This is a genomic window from Mycobacterium sp. 94-17, assembly GCF_035617725.1.
Taxonomy (GTDB): Bacteria; Actinomycetota; Actinomycetes; order Mycobacteriales; family Mycobacteriaceae; genus Mycobacterium.
Genome location: NZ_JAPIYN010000004.1, coordinates 86,256 through 110,153, shown reverse-complemented (window position 1 = coordinate 110,153; position 23,898 = coordinate 86,256). Strand labels below are relative to the sequence as shown.

Sequence of the window (23,898 nt, the reverse complement as noted above, 5' to 3'; positions counted from 1 at the left end):
CGGTTTACCGGCCCACGACGTGCGCTGGCTACGCTGATCCCGTGACCGATACCGCGGATTCATCGAAGCCCGAGCCCCACGCCGGCGAGTCAGATCCGAAGGTCTCCACCCGCACCCCGGAGACGCGCCAGGACGACGCCGCGGCCACGACCGCATCCGTCCCCGAACCCGGCCCGGTGACGCAGCCGCCCGGCGCCGGCGAGCCGCAGGACGCCAAGCGATCGACGGTGCGCGAATTCGCGCTCCTGGCGGTCATCGCCGTCGGCCTCTACTACGTGATGTTGACCTTCGTGGCGCGGCCCTACCTGATCCCGTCCGAATCGATGGAGCCCACCCTGCACGGGTGCACGGGCTGCGTCGGCGACCGGATCATGGTCGACAAGGTCACCTACCGCTTCGGCCCGCCGCATCCCGGTGACGTCATCGTGTTCAAGGGCCCGCCGCCGTGGAACCTGGGCTACAAGTCGATCCGGTCCAACAACACCGTGCTGCGGTGGCTGCAGAACGCGCTGTCCTTCGTAGGCTTCGTGCCGCCCGACGAGAACGACCTGGTCAAGCGGGTCATCGCGGTCGGGGGGCAGACGGTGCAGTGCCGGGCCGACACCGGGCTGACGGTTGACGGCAAGCCGCTCAAGGAGCCCTACCTGGATCCCAAGACCATGGCGGCCGACCCGTCGGTGTACCCGTGCCTGGGCAGCGAGTTCGGGCCCGTCGCCGTCCCGGCCGGACGGCTGTGGGTGATGGGCGACAACCGGACGCACTCCGCCGATTCGCGCGCCCACTGCACCAGCGTGCCGGCCGAGGCCCTCAAGGGTGTGCTGTGCACCGGCGACCCGACGTCGGGGACCGTGCCGGTGTCGAATGTGATCGGGAAAGCCAGGTTCATCGTGTGGCCGCCGTCCCGCTGGGGCGGCGTGGAATCGGTGAACCCGCAACAGAATCGGTAGCCGTGGCCACGACGTGGCCGCCCCGGACGGTGATCCGCAAAGCCGGGGGTCTGCGCACCCTGGAGTCGGCGCTGTACCGCAGCGGGCTGGGTCCGGTGGCAGGCGTCGACGAGGTCGGCCGCGGCGCCTGCGCCGGACCGCTGGTGGTGGCCGCCTGCGTGCTCGGGCCGGGACGACTGGAAAGCCTTGCCGCGCTTGATGATTCCAAGAGGCTCACCGAGGCCGCCCGGGAGAGGCTCTTCCCGCTGATCCGCCGCTACGCGCTGGCCTACCACGTGCTGTTCATCCCGCCTGCCGAGGTGGACCGGCGCGGCGTGCACGTCGCGAACATCGAAGGGATGCGGCGCGCCGTGGCCGGGCTGTCCGTGCGGCCCGGCTACGTGCTGAGCGACGGGTTCCGGGTGCCCGGACTGGCCGTCCCGTCGCTGCCGGTGATCGGCGGCGACGCGGTCGCGGCGTGCATCGCAGCGGCCAGCGTGCTGGCGAAGGTCAGCCGGGACCGGTTGATGGTCGCCATGGAGGCCGATCATCCCGGCTACGGCTTCGCCCTGCACAAGGGCTACAGCACGCCCGCCCACAGCGCGGCGCTGGCGCAGCGGGGCCCGTGCCCCGAGCATCGCTATTCGTTCATCAACGTGCGGCGCGTGGCCAACGGGTCGGGCGCCCGAGTGGTGGCCGAGTGCAGTCCGGACCCACCGCTGCAGCGCGATGGATCTCGGTGAGGAAAGATGGCATCAGGATTCCCGCACCGGCGAAGGGCGGCCGGCGTCGGGATGCCCGGGGGAAACGGTCTGGGAGAAGGACGTCGGAGCAGATGAGCGCAGAAGATCTCGAGAAATACGAAACCGAGATGGAGCTCTCGCTGTACCGCGAATACAAGGACATCGTCGGCCAGTTCAGCTACGTCGTGGAGACCGAGCGGCGCTTCTACCTGGCCAACAGCGTGGAGATGACGCCGCGCAACGCCGACGGCGAGGTGTACTTCGAGCTCCGGTTGTCCGACGCCTGGGTGTGGGACATGTACCGACCGGCGCGATTCGTCAAGCAGGTGCGGGTGGTCACCTTCAAGGACGTCAACATCGAAGAGGTCGAGAAACCCGAACTGCGGCTTCCCGAATAGCCGTCGCTAGTTGGCCGGCGGGAGCTGGTTGTCGCCGGGGACGGGCAGCTGGCCGCGCAGGTCGATGACCTCACGCGCCACCTCGGCCAGCTTGATGTTCAGCGCCTGGGAATGGCGCCGCAACAGGTCGAACGCGTCGTCCTCGCTCATCTCGTGCAGCAGCATCAACATTCCGACGGCCTTGCCGATCTCGCGGTTGCTGAGCAGCCCGCGGCGCAGGCTCGCCGCATCCTCGCCCTTGTGCACCGCGTTGATGGCGACGCTGGCGAACGCGGCCAGCACGGCCGCCCGCCCGGCGGACTCGGCGTCGAACATGTTCGGGGTGTCGCTGAACAGGTTCAGCGCGGCGCCTTTGCGTTTGTCGACCAGCAGCCGAAACCCCATCGCGCCGCGTACCGGTGTCTCGGCCACCAGCACCGATGCCAGTTTGGGCCACAGCGACGGCGTCGTCAGATCCGGATCGATCTGTGGCGTTTCTTCCTCGATGGCGTCGATGCACGGGCCGTCGCCGGCGCGCCGCTCGAGGTCGTCGATGGCTTGTGCGAGCCGATCGCTGGCGCCGACGGTGACGTATTTGTCGTTGTCGCGCACCAACAGGCTGGCGTGATCGCAGCCTCGGACGGTCAGGGTGGCGGCCAGGCAGATGGCGGCATACATCTGGTTGACGTCCGAGCCCTGATAGATGATCTCGGCGAGGGCGGCGAAAACCGTCGCGGGGTCGGCCTTCTCCCCGCCAGTCGCGGGTGCCCGCGCGCCGGTCTTCTTGTCGTCCGCCATGCTGCTGCCTCGCTTCTTGCGGTTTCGGGGTGTGACCGCTTCCGATCGCCGTAGATTATCGGTCGCCGAGACCGGCCGTACACGTGGTTTGGTCTGGCTGGGGCCGATCGACGGGTGTCGTGCCGGTCACCGTCGACCGCCAAGCTACCGCCGACGACGGGGAGCGCGCTCGTCGGACCGCTCACGAATCGCGAGACGCTGGAATGATGGTTTTATCATGCGTCGATCGCGCGCGCCCGGGGGGCTCGGTGACGTGCCGTACGCGGGGGCCGGCCTGCCGCGGGAGGGAAGGGTGTTCTGAATGGGCGTGACCGTCGCGGTGACCGGGCCTACCGGGGAGATCGGCATCTCCGCGGTGACGGCGCTGGAGCGCGAACCCGCCGTCGATTCGATCATCGGGATGGCCCGCAGGCCGTTCGACCCGTCGTCGCGCGGCTGGCTGAAGACCACCTACCAGCAGGGCGACATCCTGGACCGCGACGCCGTAGGCGCCTTGGTCGCGCAGGCCGACGTGGTGGTTCATCTGGCCTTCATCATCATGGGTTCGCGCGACGAGAGCGCCCGGGTGAATCTCGAGGGCACGCACAACGTGTTCGAGGCGACGGTGGCGGCCGGGCGGCCCCAGCGCCTGGTGCACACCTCGTCGGTGGCGGCATACGGCTACCACTCCGACAACCCCGTCCCGCTGACCGAGGACGTGGCCACCCGGGGCTCCGCGGAGCACTACTACTCCGAGCAGAAGGCGGCCTGCGAGCAGCTGCTCGCCGACATCACCAAGGACTCGTCGCTCGAGGTGTTCGTGCTGCGGCCCTGCGTGGTGGCCGGGCCCGACGCCACCGCCCTGGCCGATGCGATGCCGTGGAATCAGCTGCCCGGCCCGGTGCGTGCCGTCGTCAAAGCGGTGCAGGCCGTCCCGGTCCTGAAGCCGGTGGTGCCCGATCCGGGCTTTCCGCTGCAGCTGGTCCACCACGACGACGTCGCGACGGCGATCGCGCTGGCGGCCACCGCCCCCGCGCCGTCGGGTGCGTACAACATTGCCGGCGACGGGGTGGTGACGGTGGCCGACGTCGCCAGGGCGCTGGGCGGACGTCCGGTGCGGGTGCCCGCTGTGGCCGCGACGGCGGCCTCGGCGGCGATCTCGCGGGTGCCGCGGGTGCCGTCCATGCTCGAATGGCTGCACACCGCGCGCACGTCGATGGTGATGGACACCACCAAGGCCAAGACCCAGCTGGGCTGGCGTCCGCTGCACTCGTCGGCCGAGACACTGCGGGCGCTGGCCGCCGGAGCGTGAGAATCCCCTGCTGGCTGCCGGGGCGCCCCGCCGGCTGTGGATGGGCGCCGCACTGGGGATAACCGGCCGTTGCGCGTGGCCGCGAGTCGTGATGGCGGCCCGCCGCGTCGGGGACGCCGGGCACCGTGACCCCCATGACGACCGAAACAACGATGACCCGGATCCAGCTGGGGGCGATGGGTGAGGCCCTCGCCGTGGACCATCTGTCGCGGCTGGGATTGCGGATCGTGCAGCGCAACTGGCGCTGCCGCTACGGCGAACTCGACATCATCGCCCGCGACGACGCCGCGTCGACGGTGGTTTTCGTCGAGGTGAAGACCCGCACCGGGGACGGGTACGGGGGACTGGCCCACGCCGTCACCCCGCGCAAGGTGCTGCGGTTGCGCAGGCTCGCCGGATTGTGGCTGGCCGGCCAGGATCAGCGTTGCGCCGCGATCCGCATCGACGTGATCGGCGTGCGCGTCGGGCGCCGCCGCACCCCGGAGATCATCCATCTGCAAGGGATCGGCTGATGGCCCTGGGACGCGCGTTCTCCGTCGCGGTGCGCGGCGTGGACGGACAGATCGTGGAGATCGAAGCCGACATCACCAACGGGCTGCCGGGCGTACACCTGGTGGGCCTGCCCGACGCCGCCCTGCAGGAGTCGCGCGACCGCGTCCGGGCGGCCGTTACCAACTGCGGCAACACCTGGCCCTTGGCGCGGCTCACGCTGGCGCTGTCGCCGGCGACGCTGCCCAAGATGGGGTCGGTATATGACATCGCACTGGCCGTCGCGGTGTTGTCGGCGCAACGCAAGAATCCGTGGGACCGGCTGGAGAAGACGGTGCTGCTCGGCGAGCTGTCCCTGGACGGGCGGGTGCGCCCGGTGCGCGGCGTGCTGCCCGCCGTGCTGGCCGCCAAACGCGACGGCTGGCCGGCTGTGGTGGTCCCGGTGGACAACCTCGCCGAGGCCAGCTTGGTGGACGGCATCGACGTGTGGGGCGTGCGCACCCTGCGCCAGCTGCAGAAGTGGCTCGGCGGCTCCGGCGCCCTGGACGCCAGGATCGACGCGAAGCCCACCGACGGCGAGCCCCCGGCGGATCTGGTCGACGTGGTCGGGCAGACCCAGGCGCGATTCGCGGTGGAGGTGGCGGCGGCGGGGGCACACCACCTCATGCTCACCGGGCCGCCGGGGGTGGGCAAAACCATGCTCGCCCAACGCCTTCCGGGGTTGTTGCCACCGCTGAGCGAGGCCGAGTCGCTGGAAGTCACCGCGATCCACTCGGTGGCCGGGTTGCTGGCCGGCGACACGCCGTTGATCACCAGACCGCCGTTTGTGGCACCGCATCACAGTTCCAGCGTGGCCGCGCTCGTCGGCGGGGGGTCGGGGATGGCACGCCCCGGCGCCGTCAGCCGGGCACATCGCGGGGTGCTCTTCCTCGACGAGTGCGCCGAAATCCGGATCAGCGCGCTGGAAGCCCTGCGAACGCCGCTGGAGGACGGCGAGATTCGGCTCGCCCGCCGCGACGGGGTGGCGTGTTATCCCGCGCGATTCCAGCTGGTGCTGGCCGCCAACCTGTGCCCGTGCGCGCCGGCCGACCCCCAGGACTGCGTCTGCGCGGCGGCGGCCAAACGCCGCTATCTGGGCAAGCTGTCGGGGCCGCTGCTGGATCGGGTGGACCTCCGCGTGCAGATGCACCAGGTCAAGGCCGGCGCCTTCGCGGGCGGGGCCGGTGAGTCGACGGCCCAGGTACGCGATCGGGTGGCGCAGGCCCGCGCGGCCGCCGCCCGGCGCTGGCTGCCGTACGGATTCCGCACCAACGGCGAGGTCAGTGGGACGCTGTTGCGCCGCAAGTTCCGGCTCGGCAACGCGGCGATGGAGCCGCTGCAGCGGGCGCTGGACCGCGGGCTGCTCAGCATCCGTGGCCTGGACCGCACGTTGCGTGTCGCGTGGCTTCATAAATAGCTGAACTGAGCTAGGCTATCGCGCATGGACAACATCCCTATCCACGTGGATTACGCAGCCGACCACGAGGCGATGAGATTCAACGCGAATCAAGAACCAATCCTGAGCTACCGCAGCTGGTCAACCACCGGGGCGCGGGTGGCCGACCATAAATCAAACCGGGATCGACAGGTGATCGACGGCTGGGTGCTGAACACACCGGACGGCGACGAGTGGATTACCGGGTGCTGGGAATTAGATGGCGTTGACAATGCCGTGGAGAAGGCCAGGGGCTACCTTCGCGATGTCTACGGGCTTCCGGATGCGCGGGCCTACTACACCTGGGTGACCCAGCTGTGAGGGCCGCCGTTTACCTCCGCCAGTCCTTTGACCGCTCAGGCGACGGCCTGGGCATCGACCGCCAACGCGAAGACGTTCGACGACTCATCGAGGCTCGCGGCTGGACCGTTGCGGCCGAGTTCGTGGACAACGACGTGTCTGCGCTGTCTCGTAAACCGCGCCCGCAGTTTTCGGTGATGATGGCCCGCGTCGATGCGGGGGAGTTCGACGTGATCGTGGCCCGCCACATGGACCGGCTGCTGCGTCGCCTGGCCGAGCTTGAAAGCACGCTTGAGCGATGCCAGGCGGCCGGGGTAGCGATTGTCACCGCATCCGATGGCGTGGATACCTCCACGGATGGCGGCAGGTTGGTCGCACGCATCCTGTCGTCGGTGGCCCAGGGGGAAGTGGAGCGGAAAGGCTCACGGCAGCGCTCTGCGGCGATTCAGGCGGCCAAAGCCGGTCGCTGGGTGGGCGGGCGTCGCCCGTTCGGTTACGAGAAGGACGGGAAGACCATCCGGGAGGCTGAAGCGGCGCTGATCCGGCAGGCCTATGTGGACGTGCTCGGCGGTGAGTCGTTGAGCGAGATCGCGCGGCGGTGGAACGCCTCGGGTGTGACGCCGGCCCAGAGCGACAAGTGCTGGTATCGGGGGACCGTGAAGGACGTTTTGACCAATCCTCGCCACGCCGGGTTGCGTCGATACCGCACGCCGGAGGAACGGTCCCGAATCCGTCAGAACCCGGAGCTGGGGATCGTGGGCAAAGCGCAGTGGGACGGCATCGTTGACGAGGCGACGTGGCGGGCCGCGGTGCGTATCCTCACTGACCCGGCCAGGCATACCGGCCGCACCGGCAGCAAGGGGCTGTTGACCGGGGTTGGGCTGTGCGGGGTTTGCGGACAAACGGTCCACCGGGGCGGTGCCTTCGGCGGGTATCCGATGTATCGCTGTATCAGCGGGCGTCACGTGTCGCGACAGGCCGAACCTGTTGACGAGTACGTGGAAATGGTGGCGGTCGAGAAGCTGAAACAGCCGGCCGCGGCGAGACTTTGGGCCGCCGAGCTACCTGACGCTGACGAGCTGATGGCTGAAGCCGACAAGCTGCGTCGGGAACGCGATGGCATCGACCAGGACCGCGCCGAGGGACTCATTGACCGGTTGCGGTGGCGCACCATGAACGAGCGAATCACCGGGCGGCTTGGGGAGATTGAGGCCAAGCTTGCCGCAGCGGGATCGTCATCGCCGCTGTCCATCGTTGCCAGCGGGCGCGTTGAGGAGACCTGGGCTGGTCTGACCGTGGCCCAGCGGCGCAACATCATCGCGACATTGATGACGCCAGTACTGCACCTACCCGGTCGCGGAACGCGAACCTTCCGACCCGAGACAGTCGAAATCCGTTGGAAAACAACATGACAGAGACGAAACCGCCTAATTTCCTTTTTGTCTGTGACCACGGCATCCGCGACGGGGAGCTGTTCATCGTGGCTTTGTTGCCGTGGATTCCGGACCGGCCCGGTTGGTGGGCGGCAAAAGGTGTCCACGAAGCCGCGCTCAAGGTTTGGCCGATGGAAGGCGACCAGCGCGGTCACGACTCAAAGTGGCTGATGCCGGACTGGACCGACCCCGATGAGCCTGACCTTCGGGGCGAAGCCATCGAAATTCAATGCACCAAGTGCACCCAGCGCGCCTACCGATCGGACGGGGGCAGGCTGCACACACTGCTGACGAAGATCGTGACCGATGAACAATTCCGCGCGGTCACGGTATCGGCCGACGAGAAATTGATCGTGATGCGGCTACAGGCGTTGCATTCGGCGCGCGAATACGTCAAGCGCCATTGCGGGCTGCAAGTGTGATTCGCTGCTAATCTAGTTCGCAAGCCGGCTTCGACCCCGGGCAGTTTGTTCATGCCCAAAGGATCGAAGTGTCCGACATACTCCACTACCGCGCCGAAGTCGGCGCGCTTAGCCGTTCCCGGCCCGACAATGACCCAGAGCTTGTCGAAGCCAGGCTCAACCTCCGCGTTGAGAACCTCGCCAAGCAGGTCAAGAAAGCGGTCGAGGCTAGTCCGCCATTTACGGAAGAGCAGATCGACCGAATCGCCGCAATCCTCCGGTCAGGTGCGGCATGAGTTGCCAACAGACCAGGAATCGCGAAGGACCCCCGGAATGGGAAAGGCCCAGCCCCCGGCAAGAAGCTGGACCAGACCACAGTAATTCGACCTTCCAGCAGCGAGTCTACTGCTATGCGGATGGTCTGCGGAGGCGACGGGCCGCCGCAGACGATATGCGGCAGCTAGCCAACGGTCGGAGTGATCCGTGGCATTACGAGCCGCCCGGTGAGCGCGGCTACGAAGACGCGGCGATGCACCTGTGGGAGCACGCGCTGTTGCCGGCACCCAACCGTGAGGGGTTGCGGGTGATGTACCGCCAGGGCGGTGCTTCACGGAAAGCCGCGCTGGCCATCGCGCGTGCCTGGGACCTGGAGCTGGTCGCATGACCGACGAACAAATACCCGAAGGTCTACGCGTTGCCCGTGATTGGGCCGCAGCCAAGCGCGCCGAACGCAACGGCAACCTGGCACCAGTGCCAGACCTGGCCGCGGAGCCACCAGACGATCCGGGACCACCGGACGAGCCAACAACACCAGTCCTGGCCGACAGGGTGCTTACGCGCTCCGCGCTCCGTAGCCTGCCCGACCCGGAGCCGCTGATTGTCAACGTGCTGGACCAGGGCACCACTGCGCTGTTGTACGGAAAGTGGGGCACCGCAAAGACGTTCATCGCGTTGGACTGGTCGTTGTGCGTAGCCACCGGCAAAGCGTGGCAGGAACGACCTACCGAACAGCGCCGCGTGCTGTACGTGGTCGGTGAAGGCGCGTTCGGGTTCAAGGGCCGGATTGACGCTTGGGAAGTGGGTTGGCAAACCGACGTGCTCGACGGCAGCCTGCACATTTTGCCGGTACCCGTGAACCTGACAAACACAGCGCAGGTCAACCAGCTGTGCGCGCTGGTGGACTGGGGCGGCTACAGCCTCGTGGTGCTGGACACGCTGGCGCGGTGCATGGTTGGTGCCGACGAGAACTCGGCGAAGGACTGCGGCATCGTGGTGGACGCGATGACTCGGGTGCTGGCGCGCACGCCTGGGCAGCGCGGGGTGGTGCTGGGTGTCCACCACGCCGGCAAGGATGGCAAGACGCTGCGCGGCTCTTCCGCATTTGAAGCTGCCTCGGACACGGTTTACTTCACGGCCCGCGACGGCGGGGTTATCACACTGGACCGACAGAAGCGCAAGGACGGCCCCGAAACCGACTCTCACCAGCTGGAAATCGACCCCATGCCAGGGACTTCCAGCGCGGTAGTTAGCCGAGCTAGGAGCGTTCCACCCTTGGGTGGAACAACTGCCCGCGCGGAACAGCTGTTTTCCATCTTTGTCCAGAGCTTCAGTGGAACTGGAGCAACCAAGTCCGAACTGCGAGTTGCCGCAGTGGATTCCGGGATAACGGTCGGTACGTTCTACCGCGCACTGTCTGACCTGGTGAAAGCTCGGCGGCTGGTCAACACCGGCAGCGACTCCCGCCCGTTCTACAAGCAGGCCAGCAAATGAGTCGTTCCACTTTTTCCACCTTGTTCCACCCACGGTGGAAAGTTTCCATTCCACCACCCCCCCTTAAGGGGGGGGTGGAACTGGAATGGAAACCGGAACGGGTGGAACACCAACCGATTCCCGCTTTCACGGAAACCGTCAAGCACCAACCCACACAAAAGGAACCCACTATGAGTGAGACAGTTGACCCAGCGCAGCCCGACTTTGACGATCCTGCCGTGCATGCGTGCCGGCGCATCATCGACGCGGCCGAGGACCATCCTCCCGGCTATGAGCTGGCATCCGCTGTGGCGCTGGAAATCTCGGACTTGGATGCGGAGCAACGCGGCGACGTGATTGGCCTGCTGGCGGCAACTGTGTCGAAGCTTTGCAACATGCATGTGCTTCGGCGCGGCGGCCAAGGAGATGTCCAGGTGATGGACCGCGCCACCCATGGGATCGTCAAGGCCGCTCAAAACTACCGCGATTTGGCGACTTTCGACGAGTCATTCCGCATGTGGACCGAGTGCCTGACCCGTCACCAGTTGGCCAAGGTCACGGCGACGCTGGCCGCCCAGCTCGCGTGCTTCTATCAGTCGGACTCGATGAGTGACCGCGGCCGTGAGCTGGTCTCGCTGCTGGAAGCGTGGCTGAGGGCGGGCGACGGCGACTCGCCGGAGCAGGGCAAATGAGCTTGACCGGTTTGGGGTGCCCCACTTCTGAGGACGCGGCCAACTATCGGTTCCGGAGAATTCTGGATGCGGCCGAAGACCGCCCCTCCGACGAAAAGCTGAAATCTGTGGTGCTGCGGGAGATTGCGTCGCTCGATTCGGCGCAGCAAGAGGACGTCATCGCGATGTTGGCGGCGGCCATCGGCCGGTTGTTCGCCCGACAACGTCCGTCACGCGCTGGCCGTAAAGACTTCGAGGTCGTCAACCGCGCGGTCGGGGTCATCCTCGCTGAGGCCCGACAGTGCACCGACCCGGCCGCCCTGGACCGCCTCTTCAAGCAGCTGGGCAACGAGCTGACGAAGCGTCAGTTGCTGCGCGTTGCGCATCAGCTCGCCGTCGAGCTCGTCAAAAACGATCGGACGGCGTGCAAGTGATTGTCGCCGTAAGACAGCCCCCCGGAGACCGGGAAATGAGATTTACCCTGGTCACGCACCGCCGTAAGGGGAATTGGGCCGTGATGTCCGCTGTCGCTGATACTGTGATGTTGCAACCGCGCTCGTGCAGGCCCGACCCGAAAGGGTTGCGCCGCCACCGGAACCGGCCAGGGGGCTGGGGCTGCTGGCAAGCCAATGCCCGCTCGCATTCTGTAGTGCCCGCTCTGCGCGGCTACGCCCGGAGCGGTTCGTTTCACCCTGTTCGGTCACAGTTGGTCGCCGCGCGGCCTGCCCTTTGGTCCGGCGGGCCGCGCGACTCACCACTGACACCCCAAAACTCCAGCCACTGCCCTGGCTTACCTTAAGGAACCCACGATGACGATTGAAAACCTCACCCGCGAGCAGGCGCTGCAACGCGCAGACGAACTCCATGATCAGATGGACGCGCTCAATAGCAAGCATCGCGCTGCCAAAACCGATGCCGCGGAGTTTGATCGGCTGGGGGACGAGTTCGACTTGGTGGCGCGCCACATCCAACATCTGGACCGCGCCGCCGTAATAGCCCGCGCTTCCAGTGGGAGTTTGGCAGATCCACCGCCGGGACAGCTCCGGATCGAGCGCGGTAGCGCGGGTGATTACGACGTCGATCCCCTGCGAGACCCACGCAGCGCCGGGGATCGCCGGTTCCGCAATCCGTGGGATCTCAGCGAGGTTCGCACGTTCCGTGAACCCGGCGTGGTGGCCGGGGAGCTGAGGGCGCGGGCGTTGTCGGCCATCGAGGCGATGCCTGGTGCTTCGGACCGCATCCGGTCGGCGGCCACCAACATCATCGAGAAATTCGACTCGCAGGACAGCCGGCTGGCCCGTCACGTTTTGGTGACCAGTTCGCCGGCCTACATGCGGGCCTGGTCGAAAATGGCCACCAGCAAGCAGGACAGCCTGACGCCGGAGGAGCGGCGGGCGATCGCTGATGTTGACCAGTACCGCGCCATGTCCTTAACGGATAGCGGAGGGGGGTTCCTGGTTCCATTTCAGCTTGACCCCACCGTGATCATTACGTCGGCAGGAAGCCGCAACGACATTCGCCAGGCCGCGCGCCAGGTGGTGGCCACGGGTGACGTGTGGAACGGGGTGTCCAGTGCCGCCGTCCAGTGGAGCTGGGATGCGGAAGCGTCGGAGGTGTCGGATGACAGTCCTCCGTTCGCCCAGCCGTCCATCCCGGTCTATAAAGCGGCTGGGTTCGTACCCATCTCCATCGAGGCCTCGGCTGATGAACAGAACGTGGCCCAGCAGGTCGGTCGGCTGCTGGCGCAGGGGCGTGAGGACCTGGAAGCCGTCGCGCTGATCACCGGCTCCGGTACCGGAATGCCCACGGGCATTGTGACGGCCCTGTCCGGGTCCAGCTCGGTGGTCAACTCCAAGTCCACCGACACGTTCGCCCTGGCCGACGTGTACGCGCTGCACGGCTCGCTGCCGGCGCGCTACCGCAACAACGCCAAGTGGTTGTCCAACAACCTGATTTACAACCTGATCCGCCAGTTCGACACCTACGGCGGTGCAGGTTTGTGGACCACGTTGGGCAACGGGACCCCACCGAACCTGATGGGCTACCCCAACCTGGAAGCGGAAGCCATCGACGGTTCCATCACGGCATCGGCGGAGAACTATTCGCTGATCTTCGGTGACTTCGAAAACTACGTCATCGCAGACCGTTTGGGCATGACGGTGGAGTTCATCCCCCACCTGTTCCACACCGCCAACAACCGGCCGTCCGGTCAGCGCGGGTGGTACGCCTACTACCGGGTTGGTGCCGATAGCGTCAACGACGCCGCGTTCCGCATGTTGGACGTGACGTAATCGGTTTTCTATCAGGCGAAATGGCTTCCGCGCGGGCAGGTGGAACCCCCTTTGGCCCAGCCCGCGCGGACCCCTCAAAGCTCCGTGGCCGGACAGGTTTTCGCGGATAAAGCCTGAGGGCGACGATCCTGTCGGTAACGGTGTCATCTGCGCGCACGTCGCCCATGCCGACGCGGCCGAACAACCCAAATCAATCGGGTAGCAACCGAACGGTCAAGTGCCAACGCACCACGTGGACAACACAATAGCTGAATTAGGGAGTCAACAAGTCAACCGCCGCGCGGCTCGTCATCCTCTTCCGGAGTTAGCGTCGGCCCCTGGGCCAAGGCCGAAGATCTGCACCGCGGCTGACTTTCCTTTCAGAACATGAAATCCCCGCTCGATGAGTTCGGGCGGTCGAGACGTCAGCGCCTCGACGCACTCTTGGGTGAGAAGTATTGCGTCGCCGGTGGTTTTGGTGAGTTGCTCGACGCGGGCTGCCACGTTGACGGTGTCACCGATCAAGGTGAACTCCAGCTTGCCTGCGCCGCCGATGGTGCCGGCGATCACCACCCCGGTGTTGATCCCGATGCCGATGCGAAGGTCCCTGCTAAATCGCTCAGCGACCAGACGCTGAATCAGCACGGCGGCTGTCACCGCAGCGTCGGCGTGATCCGCCTGATCGTTTGGTGCCCCGAAGACAGCCAGCGCACCGTCGCCGAGAAACTTGTTGACATGCCCACCGGCGTCCACGACAGCGGGCACCACGATCTCGAACAAGGCGTTGAGGCGAGCGACGGTGTCCTCGGCGGTGTTCACCTCGGCGAAAGGCGTAAAGTCGCGCACATCGACGAACATCACCGTGACCTCGCGGCGCTCACCGGTGAACACATCATCACCCTGCTCAAGCAGCCGCGCCGCCAACGCCGGATCGACGTAGGTGCCGAACGCCGCCTGAAGTCGCTGCCGCTCAGCCAAACCCGCCTGCATGCGGTTGAACGACGCCGCGAGCGCGCCCAGGTCATCGTCCTGAACAACCGGTAGGCGTTGGCTGTAGTCGCCGGCCGCAACGCGGTCGGCCCCCGCGGCGAGGTCCCGAATGGGTCTCAGCGACGGCGAGACTACGCCGCTGACGGTGATTGGCAACGCCATGCCAAGGGTCAACGCGCCCGCAATTAAGACCGCGAGCACGGGTTGCTCGCTGCCTCGATCCAGCACGACCCCCACCAGCGCGGCCACGATAGAGAACGCAAAAACGCAGCCAACCAATGAGAGGCTTAACCACGTTGCAAAAGTGGGACGAGTACGCGGCAGTGAGTCGCCGATCTCCGTATCCCCGCCGAGAGCGGCCCGCGCCGGTCGTAGTGCTCCTTGCATCGTGGTGTGCAGACCAATGAGCTCCATGCCAATTCCTGCGGCCGCGCCCACAACGCCGTATTGGACGAGCCGCGAGCCGCTCGCACCAGCGACCGCACCGACGACCACGAAGAGCAGCGCGTCGCACACCGGCATGAACCACATCCCGCGAACACGACCTCCCCTCGACCATGTATACGTGGCGTTCATTGCCTGCACCCGATCTATCTGGTGACCGGCAGCCCATCGCTCCACGACACGACTGCTTCCCACCCCTGGGGAGATCACTACAGACGTGAACACGGCCATTGCGACGCCGCTGACAACGGCGGCCTCGACGTAGTGACTCGACTTCTCGAAACCGACCACAGCGAACGACCAAACGAGATGGACCAACCATGCTGACGCAAAGGTGATGCCCCATAGGATCCACGAGTACCTCGCCCCGTACCGATCCCACGCCCACTGCCAGATGCGATCCATGACGCGACACTAAACGTCGGCATCCGAAACAACGTGCGGATGCAGTAGAAAGCATTGGCGGAAACGCGACCCGCTCCTCGGCTTACACTTCCGCAATGTTCTCGGAGACGCGCTACGCGATGAACGGGGACTTGCGCGTCGCCTATCGCGCGTCGCGTGAAGGTCCTCGCGACATCGTGTACGTCCCGAACTGGTTCACCTGTTGCGAACTCTTGCCAGAGCTACCCTCGCTCCGGGAGTGGGTTGAGGCGATGACTTCTCTTGGGCGGCTCATCTTCTTTGATCAGCCGGGAACGGGAGCGTCTGATTCCGTCGCCCCGGGCGCGCTGCCGACGTTGGAGCAATGGGCCGACAGCATCACGGCGGTGCTCGACGAGCTAGGAAGTCCCGAGGCAGTTCTGCTCGCGTCGGTGGGCGCGTTGCCCCCAGCGGCGCTGTTCGCCGCCACCCACCCATCTCGCACTACCGCGCTCGTTGTGTTGGAGGGCTATGCGGATCCCGTGAGTGAAAACACGCACGAGGCCGCTGCAGCCATGACCGCCATGTGGGGAACAGGCGAATTCCAGCACGTGATCAATCCCGACATGCCATGGAACGAGGAGATTCGGGCCGCCTGGGCGCGAGAGGAACGCCTGGCAGCCAATCCGGCGGCTTTCGCGCTCGTACTACCGCTCGTGACCGAAGTCGATGTGCGGGCCGTGCTTCCAGCAGTCCGCGTACCAACCATCGTCATCCAGCATAGAGACGACCCATTTATCCTGCCCGCGAACGGCAAGTACGTCGCCGAGCACATACCTAACGCCAAATATGTTGAGCTGCCAGGCCGCAACCTGTACCACTTCGTCGAACCATGGCGGGAATCCTTCCAGGAGATCGCCGAGTTCCTCACCGGCGAGCAGGCAGAAGTGGCCGACGATCGGGTTCTCGCCACCGTGCTGTTCACCGACATCGTGGACTCGACGCGGCGGGCAGCAGAGATGGGCGACCGTGACTGGCACGCCTTGCTTGATGCGCACGACGCCATCGTGCGGTCCCAACTGAACCGCTTTCGGGGCCGCGAGGTGAACACCTCCGGTGACGGCTTCCTGGCGACGTTCGACGGCCCGCAGCGAGCGATCCGCTGCGCCATGGCAATTCGCGACGCAGTGCAGGTGCTGGGCATCGAAGTGCGTGCCGGGTTGCACACGGGCGAGTGCGAGGTTCGCGGCGATGACATCGGTGGGATCGGCGTGCACATCGGCGCACGAGTGAGCGCCGTGGCTGGACCGAACGACGTGCTCGTTTCAAGCACGCTGCGCGACCTGGTGATCGGATCAGGACTTGAGTTCGAGGAGCGCGGCGCTCATTCACTCAAGGGTGTGCCTGGCGAATGGCGGTTGTTCGCTGTCGCGTAGGTAGGTTTTGCACCCGGCATTAGCGATTGGCTGAATAACGTTTCACGCAGATGTGCGAGTCTTTTATGAACCGCAAAGCAAAGCTATGCAGGCAGTTCACTGGTGCTCTACAGTTCGGCCCTATTTGAAGGGTGGTGGTGCATGGCAACCCCCAGGCGGGCAAGGTAATTCGCTGGGCCGCGCCGGTCAAGGCGCGACAGCCGGCCATTTCGACCATGTCCACCTGACGTTCAAACCCGGCGCTTCCCCCAACGATGCGGCGATCACGGGCGTGCCTCCTGGTGCCGGTGGCACGGGCCTGTCGGGTGGACCGTTCGCGGCCGGTGGTGCGTTAACTGCCGGCGCGGGCAACGTGGCCGGCGGCAGCGGCGCCGGGACGCTATCCGGTCAGGATGGCAAAGACGGCAAGGACGGCGACAAGGGCCTGGTGGCACCATCAACAACACCATCAATATCAACCAGGCCAGCCACCAGCCCATCAACGATGCCATCCACGGGGCCAACGTTCTGGCCCAAGCCATCCACGGGGCCAACGTTCTGGCCCAAAACCAATACGCGAACTCACCCGCAATGGGCCGCTAACTGGGGAACGCATTGGCCAGTTCGTCACCCCTGGGCCGCTACCCGACCGAAACCGAACTGTGTGGTGGCATCGAAGCCCCCCCACGGCCGCGCGCGACCTCGGGTTCTAGTCGCCCCTCGCGGTTTCCTAGCCCGTGCGGATGGGTAGACGCGGTACATCTTTCGCGACTACCAGAGTCGGTAAGTAAACGAAAAATGCCGCATAAGACACTCGCCACGGCGGTTTGCCTGGCAACGCTGGCCGCACCGCTAGCCGCATGCGCCAATACGCCGGAGCCGAAGACTTCGCCGCAACCGACTACTTCGCAGTCCTACGCCCCATCTATCCCCTCCGCCCCACCTGTGACGACGAGTTCACCGGCCGTGTCTGCGCTCACGCCCCCGCCTGGGGCGCAGCACTCGTCGGTCGCCGATGTTTTTGTGCCCCCGGCGCGACCCTGGACACGGACGACTCCACCCCTACGAGTGAGAGATGGGAAATCAAGGCCGACTACCCCGACGTTGTAGCGCAGGAGGAAGCCCTGTTGCCGGTGGGTAAGCCTCTCAACGGTTTTCCCTGGTGTCAAAAAACGAAGATGCCGCCCAATGATCCTCAGGACGAGACGAATTGGATTTGGGGCAGGCGACTCGATGGGGTGATCGTGTCGGTATTTCCGGTAATCACCAACTATTCCACCATCGTTATACGCCGCGCTGGCGACGTCACCCTGTACTGCGGGAACAGCTGATCGCCCACACCAGACCGTGGACGCCCAGCTGGCCGAAAGCAACACTGCCACTGAGGATCACGCGAAGGCCCGCGTTATACAGGGCGTCATCGTGCCCGGTGGCAGCAGCTTGGGTCAACACTTACTGACCGATGGTGTCAGGACACAGATGAATCTGTGCGGCGGACACAATGTTCCCGGACTGCTTTTCAGTGGTGTCCGGCAGAATGCGAAACACCGCAGCGGACTCAGCCGCTGAGGAGGCACCGTCGCGCAGATCCTTACATACCGCGCGGCCTAACTTCAGGGAAGCATCGTCGCCCCCCTTGAAGTTGATGCCGTATTCATGCATGGCGGCGAGGAAGTCACCGTCGGCGTCGGCGTGTGCCGCTGGCGCGGCCACCAAGGCGGCCAGAACGGCGGCGGCGGCATAAAGTCGCTTCATCGGATCTCCCCCCGGACTGGGTTAACAGTCCCCTACCTCGTCGATGACCTTTTTCAACGGGAGCGCGGGCCGCACATCAACGTCATAACCTGGATTATCTGAGGCCCAAGCGATTTTGGAGCAGTAGCCCGGTCCAGTGGGTTGGCCAGCCTTCCATGTATCGAGGCTTGGCTTGCAAGCCGACAGATCAGCGTCGCCAATCTCGAAGGCACTGTCCGCCAGGCGTGGTCTGTGATCCCAGATAATCAGGTCGCTCGAAGTGGGCAAGTCGCAGCCAGGCGACGTCGGCTCCGGACTCCCGGCTGCGCTGGGTGTCACTGTGAACGGCAACACGCCGAACGTGACGACGAGACTTGCCACTGCTGTTGGGTGCATCGGCTCGCGCTCCCTCCCTCGCCGCGGAAGTCTAAAACTCGTTCGAGGTGGGCAAAGCGGAAACCGTAATTTCCCCACGGTGGCCCGATCACGCCACGCCATCTGGGCAAGCTCATCACACGGGCACTGCCAGGCCCCTGGACCACACACACCCTGCGCCACCGATTCGCAACCATGGCCTACCAGGCGTCCAGTGATCTGCGGGCCGTCCAAGAACTGCTGGGCCACACGTCGCCCGTCACCACCGCGATCTATACCAAAGTCGCTGACGAGGCCATGCGCCGAGCGGCGATCGCGGCGGTAGTTCAATAGCGCTGCGGCGCTTGGCCCCCCGTGACCGGCTGCTCTGCTCGTCGCGCCATACGGTCAGCGGCAGCGTTGTCGATGCGCTCGCCGGTCACCGAGTGCACCTCGTGTGTATCGAGATCGATGTCGTCAGCGGGGTTGACCTCGTAGTCCCTCGGGTCCATGTTCACCACTCCAATCGACGAACGCGGTTGCGGCACCACCCCAACCCACCAACCACGGTCTACGTCACAACGCTATAACCGAACGCCGCTGTACGTCACACCCCCAAACCGCAACCCACCCAGCCGACCGAAGCAACCCAGCCAACCCAACACCACAAGCCAACCGGCCAACCGGCCAACCGACCGCCATGCAACCCGCAAGCCACCACGCCCACCCCAACCACGCACACCGCCCAATACCAACACCCACCTACCGCACTGTCCCAAACGAGACACCTAAACCCCCGGGGGCGGGGTCGCCGCGCAAACCGTACGGCCAAAAACACTCCCACCCAGCAGCGTATATCTCCCCGAAACTTGAACTGGACAGAGCCACCCGGCTGCTGATGGCTTGCTGCAGCGTGGTTTCCGTGGCTTGACGTGCCGGGATGTGCCGGTCCCCCTGTGTGTCGGTGGGTTTGGGGAAACTGGACACGTGAGAGCGGCTGAGCGGGAGCGGCGGGACGCCAACGTGGTCGCGCTGTTCCTGGCCGGTGGCACATACAGGTCCATCGCGCGGGTGGTGGGTTTGCGGAGCCCACAGTCTGTGGCCAACATCGTGCAGCGCGCTTTCGCCGGTCCCCAGCTGCGGCGTGGGCTGTTGACGGATGAGGCGTTCGCGATCTGGCAGGAACGCGCCGAACGCCTGTTCCGAGCGCACTGGTCTGCGGCCCTGGACGGGAATCACCGCTCGGCGGAGTTGTGCCGCAAATTGCTTGCCCACATGGCCACGGTGTATGGGCTGGGCCAGGAGGACGTTCCGGACGTGTCGGTGGAGCGGGCCAATGACCGCCGCGAGGCGCTGGCCCACATTGTTGAACCCGTGGAGGACCAACTGGATGCGCTGGCACAGTTGCGCGCGGCCCGCGCCCGAGCCTATGAGTGAAACCCCCGATGCGGCAGCGGTTTTCACTGAAAGAGGGAAACCGAAGCGTTCGGTTTTTACGGTGCTGGGAAAAGCGGCAACGGGGCAACGCGAGCCTAATTCTACTCACCCCCGCCCAGGTTCAGGCAGAACTAGCAGGCATCCAGCAGTTCTTGAAGGGCGTCTGAGTACTCGCTCAGGCCATCGGTGTAGTTCACAAGGTGCCATTCGTCATTCGCGATCCCAGCAAGATCCCACATCCAGCAGAAGAGACCATCTGTCGGGTGTTCGCGCGACGAAGCGAGCGCTTCCCGCGCCCCTGAGATGTCTCCCAAAATGTAGCGGGCAAGGGACAAATTCAGATAGGCCATAGCCAAAAGCGGCTTCGAAGTCGTCGTCTGGATGGCGGTTGTCAGGTAACCGGCCGCCTCTTCAGGCTGCTCCGGAAGAATGCAGAAGCCGAGATTGTTGGTGACCTCTCGGTCATCGGGCCGAATTTCGTACAGCATCTTGAAGATTGACACTGCCTCCGCGCGATCCCCGCGCTCAAGAGCCTCGACCGCCAGCGGCAGGAACTGCCCAACATGCAGCAGACCAGCCGGACCATCCCCGCCCGCGTCGTCGGTGTCCGCGTCCTGTCCCTCAACGTGGCGCGCACCCACCTCTGCGAGCAGCAGAGCCAGTGCTTTGACTTCCACGGAGCGCTCACGCATGTTCGCCGGAGGGCATGGTGAAGCGCACTGGGAGTGGATGTATCGCCACTCCCGCTGTAGCGAGCGCCGGCTCCAGTCATCAAGATATGTTTCGGTGAATCGTTCGACGAGCCAAACAGCGTCGAAATCCCTTGGGGGAAGGCCCTCTGCGTATAACCGTTCAAGCTCCTCGGCGGACACCGTCAACCGGTGTTCGATCAAGTCTTCGATATCAGCGAACAGAACCCACGTGGTTAGATGGGGTCTAATTGTATCCACGGCCCGTTCAAGGCCATCCTCTACATCAGAACCGGTCTCGTCGAAATTTGGTGTTACATCACGGATTAGGTTTATCCAACCGAGTTCGTCTTCCCCTTTGGCAAGCACGTTGTGTATGTGCCACAAGACGGAGGTCGTGATGTGCCTGAAGAGGCCCTGGCGGGTGACGGCGACAGCGTCGATACCACGGTTTCTTAGCTCGTCATAGATTTCGTTGACACGTTCCATGTCAGGCGGATCATTCGGATCAACTGACATATAAGCCAGCTGAAACTGCAACCCCTTGATCAACGAGGTCATACCCCACGAGTTGACGTCACGATCGCGCTCCGTCAGGTAAAACTGCCGCGCGTCAAAGGCGATTCGCCCGACAGCTGGAACGCGGCGCGGACGCGGCCGCCTGGGACCCTGAATAGCCGCAAGGTCACCACCGAGAGTTAATGTGTTCGGCTGTACCGCATGTGACAAATCGTCGCTCAGAATGTCTTTGCATTCCTCGCCGCAGATAGGCGAACCATCCGGCTGTAGTTGATAGAAGGGGCAAGACGGTGTCAGGTTTGGCACATCGCATGCATCGCTGAAGTCCGCTAGTGCGCGGTATAGAAGTTGCTCCTTCCTAATCTCCGGTTCCCGACCGCTCATCTATACGCGTCCTTCCGCGGGACAATCGTCATCACGACCAGGGGGTCAATGCAGTAGATGATTCGGTGAGTTCGACCAAGCCGAAGAGACCGCTTGCCCTCCAGCCTGCCCTTCAACTTCTTGCCGAGCGCGGGTTCGGTCTGTAACCGCTCGATCAGTGCCTCGGCCTTCGCGAGTAACACGTCCGGGAGTTGCTCCAGATCCTTAGTTGCGCGCCTAGTTCGACGGGTCATCCGTTGAGTTCCGCCTCGGCGTCCTCAATCGCATCCATCGCATCATCGTCGCTCAAGATGTTGAGCGTCTCGACCAGCGACTCGTACTCCTCATAAGACAGGATGACCGCGACGGGCTTGCCATGTCGGGTGATGGTGTACTCCGTGGCTGTAGTCACCACTTCGTCGATGATGGCCTTAATGTTGTCTCGCACCTCGGTGAGGGCAATGGAAGCGGATTCGGCAGTACGAAGCTCGTTCGCGTTCATGTCAAGAACTGTACGCATCTCTGTACGTTTTTCTCAAGTCATTTCGGTAAAAAAGTGTACGGAATCACGTACGTTTACGGAGTTGCAACACAGCACGAACTGACTCCGAAAGCCCTGAACAGGACGGATAGTACGGTTTCCGCAGTTCGGAGAGGTAGGGGAGGTCTGCTATTTAGCTAGTCTTGTGGTCGCGTGGAGCCTGGCCGACCTGGCCGGCCGCACGTCACCGGGGACCGACGAGGTCGCCGCCGCGCTCAGCTTCCGTCAGCCGGGGGCCCGGCGATGAGCGCCGTGGCGCCGGCGCTCGACCACCCCGAACTGCTTGCGTGGGCTTACCTGTCCCGGGTGGCCGAGCCGCCCTGCGCCGAACTCGCCGCGTTCGTTCAGCACGTCGGCCCGGTGGAGGCCGCGGAGCGGGTCCGGCGCGGACTGGTCGACGACAACCTGGCCCGGCACACCCAGGCCCGGCGCGAGATTGACTGCGCTGCCGCCGATCTCGAGATGCTCGCCCGGCGTGGTGGACGGTTGATCACACCGGACCACGACGAGTGGCCGCTGCTGGCGTTCGCCGCGTTCCGCGGTGCCGCGAAACGCCCCGGCGGGAGTGCGCCGATGGCTTCGCCGATGGTGCTGTGGGCCCACGGCCCGGCCAGGCTCGACGAGGTCGCCCGCCGGGCGGCCGCCGTGGTCGGGACGCGCGCGTCGACCACGTACGGCGAACACATCGCCGGCGACCTGTCGGCCGGGCTGGCGCAGCGCGACATCGCGGTCGTCTCCGGCGGCGCCTACGGCATCGACGGCGCGGCCCACCGCGCCGCGCTGGACTGCGACGGCATCACCGTGGCCGTTCTGGCCGGCGGCCTCGACGTCCCCTACCCGAGCGGTCACACGGCGCTGCTGCACCGGATCGGCCGGAACGGGTTGCTCTTCACCGAATACGCGCCCGAGGTCCGGCTTAAGCGCAGCTCAAATGGCATTTTGCGGTCCTCGTATCACCTCCAGCTCATCGTTTATTCATCGGAAATGGCTGGGCCAGAGACAGCCCGGTCCAACAGGTCAGCGACCTCCTGGTGGAGCTGCCCGCGACGCATGTAGTTGTCCTGGGTCATCGATGGCCGCGCATGCCCCAACTGGTCGGCACCAACGCGAGCCGACAGCCCTTCGTCGTCGATCAATGTGGCAACCGTCTTGCGGAAGCTGTGGCTGGTCACGTCAGGCAACCCCAGCGCTTCGCGGGCGGCGCGCCACGACGCCCCGAATTTGTCGGGATCCCACAGACCGCCGAGAGCGTTCGGGAAGATCACATCGACCTGGCCGGAGACGAACCGGCCGCGCCGGGCGTCAAGCACGTTGGCGGCGAATAGCGGCAACTTGATGGTGCGCCGCGAGTCCGCCGTTTTGGTGTCGTCAACTCGCTGCACCCCCCTCCCCGCGGCTCGGATCGTCTTCCCGGTGACGGCAAGTGTCCGGGCATCCGGGTCGTAATCGGACCACCGCAGGCCCAGCAGCTCGCTGCGCCGCAGCCCAGTGGCCGCCAGCACGACGATCGGGTCGGCGAGATCGCGGCGCCGGCAGTCCTCCGACGCCATCACCTTGCTCACCAGATCGCCCAGCTCGGCGGCCGTTGACAGCGCCGGGGCGCCTTTGCGTCGCCGCGTCGACCGGATCTCGATGTCAGTCACAGGGTTGCGGTCGATCAGGTCGGCGAGGACTGCGAGCCGCCAGCCGCCACGCAGCACAGTGCGGGCCTGCCTGGCCATGTCGTCGCCGTGATACTGCTGCACGCTCTTGACCGCGGCGTGCATCCGTGAGGCCGGGGCGGCGTCACCTACCCGGACGCCGGCCACGTATTTGCGCAGCGTCTTCGCGGCCCGGCGGTACACGTCGATCGTTTTCAGCGCCCGTCCGTCCCGCTCGAGTTCGTCGATGTGCGCGTCGACAAGCGCCATGATCAGCGTTTGGGCAGACACGCCGCCCGCGGCGGCCGGCGGTTGGCGCACTGTCAGCGACTCCCGCAGCGCGTCCTCGGCACCCTTGCCGTACTTGTCCGCGTCCGGGCCGCGGCGCTGCACGACCCGTGTAACCCCGTCCGTGTCGCGAAAGCGGCAGCGGGCGATCCACAGCCCAGGTGCCAGCTGTGTCCGTGTGATACGGCCGTGCTGACCG

At 65.3% G+C, this 23,898-nt stretch carries 24 protein-coding genes and 5 pseudogenes; 21 read left to right on the top strand and 8 right to left on the bottom strand.

Annotated features, from left to right (window positions below; all coding sequences use genetic code 11):
• Window positions 1-41: 41 nt before the first annotated feature.
• The 3 genes and pseudogenes from lepB to OQ789_RS06785 all read left to right on the top strand — a co-directional run bounded on the left by lepB (window position 42) and on the right by OQ789_RS06785 (window position 2,067).
• The gene (lepB, locus tag OQ789_RS06795) at window positions 42-947 is read left to right on the top strand and encodes a signal peptidase I (protein WP_324684425.1); all 906 of its coding nucleotides are present in this window, start codon (window positions 42-44) and stop codon (window positions 945-947) included.
• A 2-nt stretch (window positions 948-949) separates the two neighbouring features.
• A pseudogene (locus OQ789_RS06790) lies at window positions 950-1,733 on the top strand (ribonuclease HII); the annotation flags it as partial.
• Window positions 1,734-1,761: 28 nt separating this feature from the next.
• Window positions 1,762-2,067, top strand: coding sequence for a DUF2469 domain-containing protein (locus OQ789_RS06785; RefSeq protein WP_003875077.1), 306 nt, complete (start codon window positions 1,762-1,764; stop codon window positions 2,065-2,067).
• 6 nt (window positions 2,068-2,073) lie between these two features.
• Here the strand turns inward: OQ789_RS06785 and OQ789_RS06780 are convergent, their stop codons facing one another.
• On the bottom strand, window positions 2,074-2,844 hold the full coding sequence (locus OQ789_RS06780; protein ID WP_324684423.1) for a GAF and ANTAR domain-containing protein: 771 nt from the start codon (window positions 2,842-2,844) through the stop codon (window positions 2,074-2,076).
• Between the two features lie 301 nt (window positions 2,845-3,145).
• On the opposite strand from OQ789_RS06780, the gene OQ789_RS06775 reads away from it, so the two are divergent.
• The 12 genes and pseudogenes from OQ789_RS06775 to OQ789_RS06720 all read left to right on the top strand — a co-directional run bounded on the left by OQ789_RS06775 (window position 3,146) and on the right by OQ789_RS06720 (window position 12,943).
• Window positions 3,146-4,135: an NAD-dependent epimerase/dehydratase family protein gene (locus tag OQ789_RS06775; protein WP_324684421.1), complete on the top strand. Its 990-nt coding sequence runs from the start codon at window positions 3,146-3,148 to the stop codon at window positions 4,133-4,135.
• Window positions 4,136-4,269: 134 nt separating this feature from the next.
• The gene (locus OQ789_RS06770; RefSeq protein ID WP_324684419.1) at window positions 4,270-4,647 is read left to right on the top strand and encodes a YraN family protein; all 378 of its coding nucleotides are present in this window, start codon (window positions 4,270-4,272) and stop codon (window positions 4,645-4,647) included.
• A pseudogene (locus OQ789_RS06765) lies at window positions 4,647-6,068 on the top strand (YifB family Mg chelatase-like AAA ATPase); the annotation flags it as partial. The gene OQ789_RS06770 and the pseudogene OQ789_RS06765, both read left to right, overlap by 1 nt.
• A gap of 36 nt (window positions 6,069-6,104) precedes the next feature.
• The gene (locus tag OQ789_RS06760; protein ID WP_324684417.1) at window positions 6,105-6,419 is read left to right on the top strand and encodes a hypothetical protein; all 315 of its coding nucleotides are present in this window, start codon (window positions 6,105-6,107) and stop codon (window positions 6,417-6,419) included.
• Window positions 6,416-7,810, top strand: coding sequence for a recombinase family protein (locus OQ789_RS06755; RefSeq protein WP_324684416.1), 1,395 nt, complete (start codon window positions 6,416-6,418; stop codon window positions 7,808-7,810). The genes OQ789_RS06760 and OQ789_RS06755 overlap by 4 nt, the downstream gene beginning before the upstream one ends.
• Complete coding sequence (locus OQ789_RS06750; RefSeq protein ID WP_324684414.1) at window positions 7,795-8,253, top strand: hypothetical protein; 459 nt, start codon at window positions 7,795-7,797, stop codon at window positions 8,251-8,253. Before OQ789_RS06755 ends, OQ789_RS06750 begins: the two co-directional genes overlap by 16 nt.
• Window positions 8,254-8,321: 68 nt before the next feature.
• Window positions 8,322-8,528: a hypothetical protein gene (locus OQ789_RS06745; RefSeq protein WP_324684412.1), complete on the top strand. Its 207-nt coding sequence runs from the start codon at window positions 8,322-8,324 to the stop codon at window positions 8,526-8,528.
• A gap of 155 nt (window positions 8,529-8,683) precedes the next feature.
• The gene (locus tag OQ789_RS06740; protein WP_324684411.1) at window positions 8,684-8,896 is read left to right on the top strand and encodes a hypothetical protein; all 213 of its coding nucleotides are present in this window, start codon (window positions 8,684-8,686) and stop codon (window positions 8,894-8,896) included.
• Window positions 8,893-10,002 (top strand): AAA family ATPase, encoded by a 1,110-nt coding sequence (locus OQ789_RS06735; RefSeq protein WP_324684410.1) that lies wholly within the window; start codon window positions 8,893-8,895, stop codon window positions 10,000-10,002. The genes OQ789_RS06740 and OQ789_RS06735 overlap by 4 nt, the downstream gene beginning before the upstream one ends.
• A gap of 74 nt (window positions 10,003-10,076) precedes the next feature.
• Window positions 10,077-10,673, top strand: a complete 597-nt coding sequence (locus tag OQ789_RS06730) for a hypothetical protein (RefSeq protein ID WP_324684408.1) — start codon at window positions 10,077-10,079, stop codon at window positions 10,671-10,673.
• Window positions 10,670-11,086 carry a hypothetical protein gene (locus OQ789_RS06725; protein ID WP_324684406.1) on the top strand — a complete coding sequence of 139 codons (417 nt, stop codon included), beginning with the start codon at window positions 10,670-10,672 and terminating at the stop codon, window positions 11,084-11,086. Before OQ789_RS06730 ends, OQ789_RS06725 begins: the two co-directional genes overlap by 4 nt.
• Window positions 11,087-11,461: 375 nt before the next feature.
• The gene (locus OQ789_RS06720) at window positions 11,462-12,943 is read left to right on the top strand and encodes a phage major capsid protein (RefSeq protein WP_324684404.1); all 1,482 of its coding nucleotides are present in this window, start codon (window positions 11,462-11,464) and stop codon (window positions 12,941-12,943) included.
• A 288-nt stretch (window positions 12,944-13,231) separates the two neighbouring features.
• Here the strand turns inward: OQ789_RS06720 and OQ789_RS06715 are convergent, their stop codons facing one another.
• Window positions 13,232-14,761 (bottom strand): adenylate/guanylate cyclase domain-containing protein, encoded by a 1,530-nt coding sequence (locus tag OQ789_RS06715; protein WP_324684403.1) that lies wholly within the window; start codon window positions 14,759-14,761, stop codon window positions 13,232-13,234.
• A gap of 95 nt (window positions 14,762-14,856) precedes the next feature.
• Here OQ789_RS06715 and OQ789_RS06710 point away from each other — a divergent pair, with 95 nt between their 5' ends.
• Together OQ789_RS06710 and OQ789_RS06705 are read left to right on the top strand one after the other, a co-directional pair.
• Window positions 14,857-16,155: an adenylate/guanylate cyclase domain-containing protein gene (locus tag OQ789_RS06710; RefSeq protein WP_324684401.1), complete on the top strand. Its 1,299-nt coding sequence runs from the start codon at window positions 14,857-14,859 to the stop codon at window positions 16,153-16,155.
• Between the two features lie 839 nt (window positions 16,156-16,994).
• Window positions 16,995-17,465, top strand: a complete 471-nt coding sequence (locus OQ789_RS06705) for a hypothetical protein (protein WP_324684400.1) — start codon at window positions 16,995-16,997, stop codon at window positions 17,463-17,465.
• Window positions 17,466-17,586: 121 nt separating this feature from the next.
• Here OQ789_RS06705 and OQ789_RS06700 read toward each other — a convergent pair whose 3' ends face one another.
• Window positions 17,587-17,889, bottom strand: coding sequence for a DUF732 domain-containing protein (locus tag OQ789_RS06700; protein ID WP_324684399.1), 303 nt, complete (start codon window positions 17,887-17,889; stop codon window positions 17,587-17,589).
• A gap of 444 nt (window positions 17,890-18,333) precedes the next feature.
• On the opposite strand from OQ789_RS06700, the pseudogene OQ789_RS06695 reads away from it, so the two are divergent.
• Window positions 18,334-18,576, top strand: a pseudogene (locus tag OQ789_RS06695) (tyrosine-type recombinase/integrase); the annotation flags it as partial.
• Here OQ789_RS06695 and OQ789_RS06690 read toward each other — a convergent pair.
• Window positions 18,570-18,734: a hypothetical protein gene (locus OQ789_RS06690; protein WP_324684397.1), complete on the bottom strand. Its 165-nt coding sequence runs from the start codon at window positions 18,732-18,734 to the stop codon at window positions 18,570-18,572. The pseudogene OQ789_RS06695 and the gene OQ789_RS06690 overlap by 7 nt on opposite strands.
• A 475-nt stretch (window positions 18,735-19,209) precedes the next feature.
• On the opposite strand from OQ789_RS06690, the gene OQ789_RS06685 reads away from it, so the two are divergent.
• Window positions 19,210-19,659 (top strand): hypothetical protein, encoded by a 450-nt coding sequence (locus OQ789_RS06685; RefSeq protein ID WP_324684396.1) that lies wholly within the window; start codon window positions 19,210-19,212, stop codon window positions 19,657-19,659.
• Between the two features lie 131 nt (window positions 19,660-19,790).
• Here OQ789_RS06685 and OQ789_RS06680 read toward each other — a convergent pair whose 3' ends face one another.
• From OQ789_RS06680 to OQ789_RS06675, 3 genes are read right to left on the bottom strand one after another with little or no spacing between them, the layout of a single operon-like run.
• Window positions 19,791-21,251, bottom strand: a complete 1,461-nt coding sequence (locus OQ789_RS06680) for a hypothetical protein (RefSeq protein ID WP_324684394.1) — start codon at window positions 21,249-21,251, stop codon at window positions 19,791-19,793.
• Window positions 21,248-21,484, bottom strand: coding sequence for a type II toxin-antitoxin system RelE family toxin (locus tag OQ789_RS25965; protein WP_420716058.1), 237 nt, complete (start codon window positions 21,482-21,484; stop codon window positions 21,248-21,250). The genes OQ789_RS06680 and OQ789_RS25965 overlap by 4 nt, the downstream gene beginning before the upstream one ends.
• A complete protein-coding gene (locus OQ789_RS06675) occupies window positions 21,481-21,732 on the bottom strand; it encodes a type II toxin-antitoxin system Phd/YefM family antitoxin (RefSeq protein ID WP_324684392.1) in 252 nt (83 codons plus the stop codon). The genes OQ789_RS25965 and OQ789_RS06675 overlap by 4 nt, the downstream gene beginning before the upstream one ends.
• A 178-nt stretch (window positions 21,733-21,910) precedes the next feature.
• On the opposite strand from OQ789_RS06675, the pseudogene OQ789_RS25960 reads away from it, so the two are divergent.
• Window positions 21,911-22,018, top strand: a pseudogene (locus OQ789_RS25960) (hypothetical protein); the annotation flags it as partial.
• Window positions 22,015-22,695: pseudogene (locus OQ789_RS06670) on the top strand (DNA-processing protein DprA); the annotation flags it as partial. The pseudogenes OQ789_RS25960 and OQ789_RS06670, both read left to right, overlap by 4 nt.
• A gap of 47 nt (window positions 22,696-22,742) precedes the next feature.
• Here OQ789_RS06670 and OQ789_RS06665 read toward each other — a convergent pair.
• Window positions 22,743-23,804, bottom strand: coding sequence for a site-specific integrase (locus tag OQ789_RS06665; protein ID WP_324684390.1), 1,062 nt, complete (start codon window positions 23,802-23,804; stop codon window positions 22,743-22,745).
• Window positions 23,805-23,898: the final 94 nt, after the last annotated feature.

Coding starts and splice junctions, on each gene's coding strand:
- OQ789_RS06785 (WP_003875077.1), top strand. CDS start 1,762: ATGAGCGCAGAAGATCTCGAGAAATACGAAACCGAGATGGAGCTCTCG.
- OQ789_RS06780 (WP_324684423.1), bottom strand. CDS start 2,844: ATGGCGGACGACAAGAAGACCGGCGCGCGGGCACCCGCGACTGGCGGG.
- OQ789_RS06775 (WP_324684421.1), top strand. CDS start 3,146: ATGGGCGTGACCGTCGCGGTGACCGGGCCTACCGGGGAGATCGGCATC.
- OQ789_RS06770 (WP_324684419.1), top strand. CDS start 4,270: ATGACGACCGAAACAACGATGACCCGGATCCAGCTGGGGGCGATGGGT.
- OQ789_RS06760 (WP_324684417.1), top strand. CDS start 6,105: ATGGACAACATCCCTATCCACGTGGATTACGCAGCCGACCACGAGGCG.
- OQ789_RS06740 (WP_324684411.1), top strand. CDS start 8,684: ATGCGGCAGCTAGCCAACGGTCGGAGTGATCCGTGGCATTACGAGCCG.
- OQ789_RS06735 (WP_324684410.1), top strand. CDS start 8,893: ATGACCGACGAACAAATACCCGAAGGTCTACGCGTTGCCCGTGATTGG.
- OQ789_RS06725 (WP_324684406.1), top strand. CDS start 10,670: ATGAGCTTGACCGGTTTGGGGTGCCCCACTTCTGAGGACGCGGCCAAC.
- OQ789_RS06720 (WP_324684404.1), top strand. CDS start 11,462: ATGACGATTGAAAACCTCACCCGCGAGCAGGCGCTGCAACGCGCAGAC.
- OQ789_RS06715 (WP_324684403.1), bottom strand. CDS start 14,761: ATGGATCGCATCTGGCAGTGGGCGTGGGATCGGTACGGGGCGAGGTAC.
- OQ789_RS06710 (WP_324684401.1), top strand. CDS start 14,857: ATGTTCTCGGAGACGCGCTACGCGATGAACGGGGACTTGCGCGTCGCC.
- OQ789_RS06705 (WP_324684400.1), top strand. CDS start 16,995: ATGCGCCAATACGCCGGAGCCGAAGACTTCGCCGCAACCGACTACTTC.
- OQ789_RS06700 (WP_324684399.1), bottom strand. CDS start 17,889: ATGAAGCGACTTTATGCCGCCGCCGCCGTTCTGGCCGCCTTGGTGGCC.
- OQ789_RS06690 (WP_324684397.1), bottom strand. CDS start 18,734: ATGGACCCGAGGGACTACGAGGTCAACCCCGCTGACGACATCGATCTC.
- OQ789_RS06680 (WP_324684394.1), bottom strand. CDS start 21,251: ATGAGCGGTCGGGAACCGGAGATTAGGAAGGAGCAACTTCTATACCGC.
- OQ789_RS25965 (WP_420716058.1), bottom strand. CDS start 21,484: ATGACCCGTCGAACTAGGCGCGCAACTAAGGATCTGGAGCAACTCCCG.
- OQ789_RS06675 (WP_324684392.1), bottom strand. CDS start 21,732: ATGAACGCGAACGAGCTTCGTACTGCCGAATCCGCTTCCATTGCCCTC.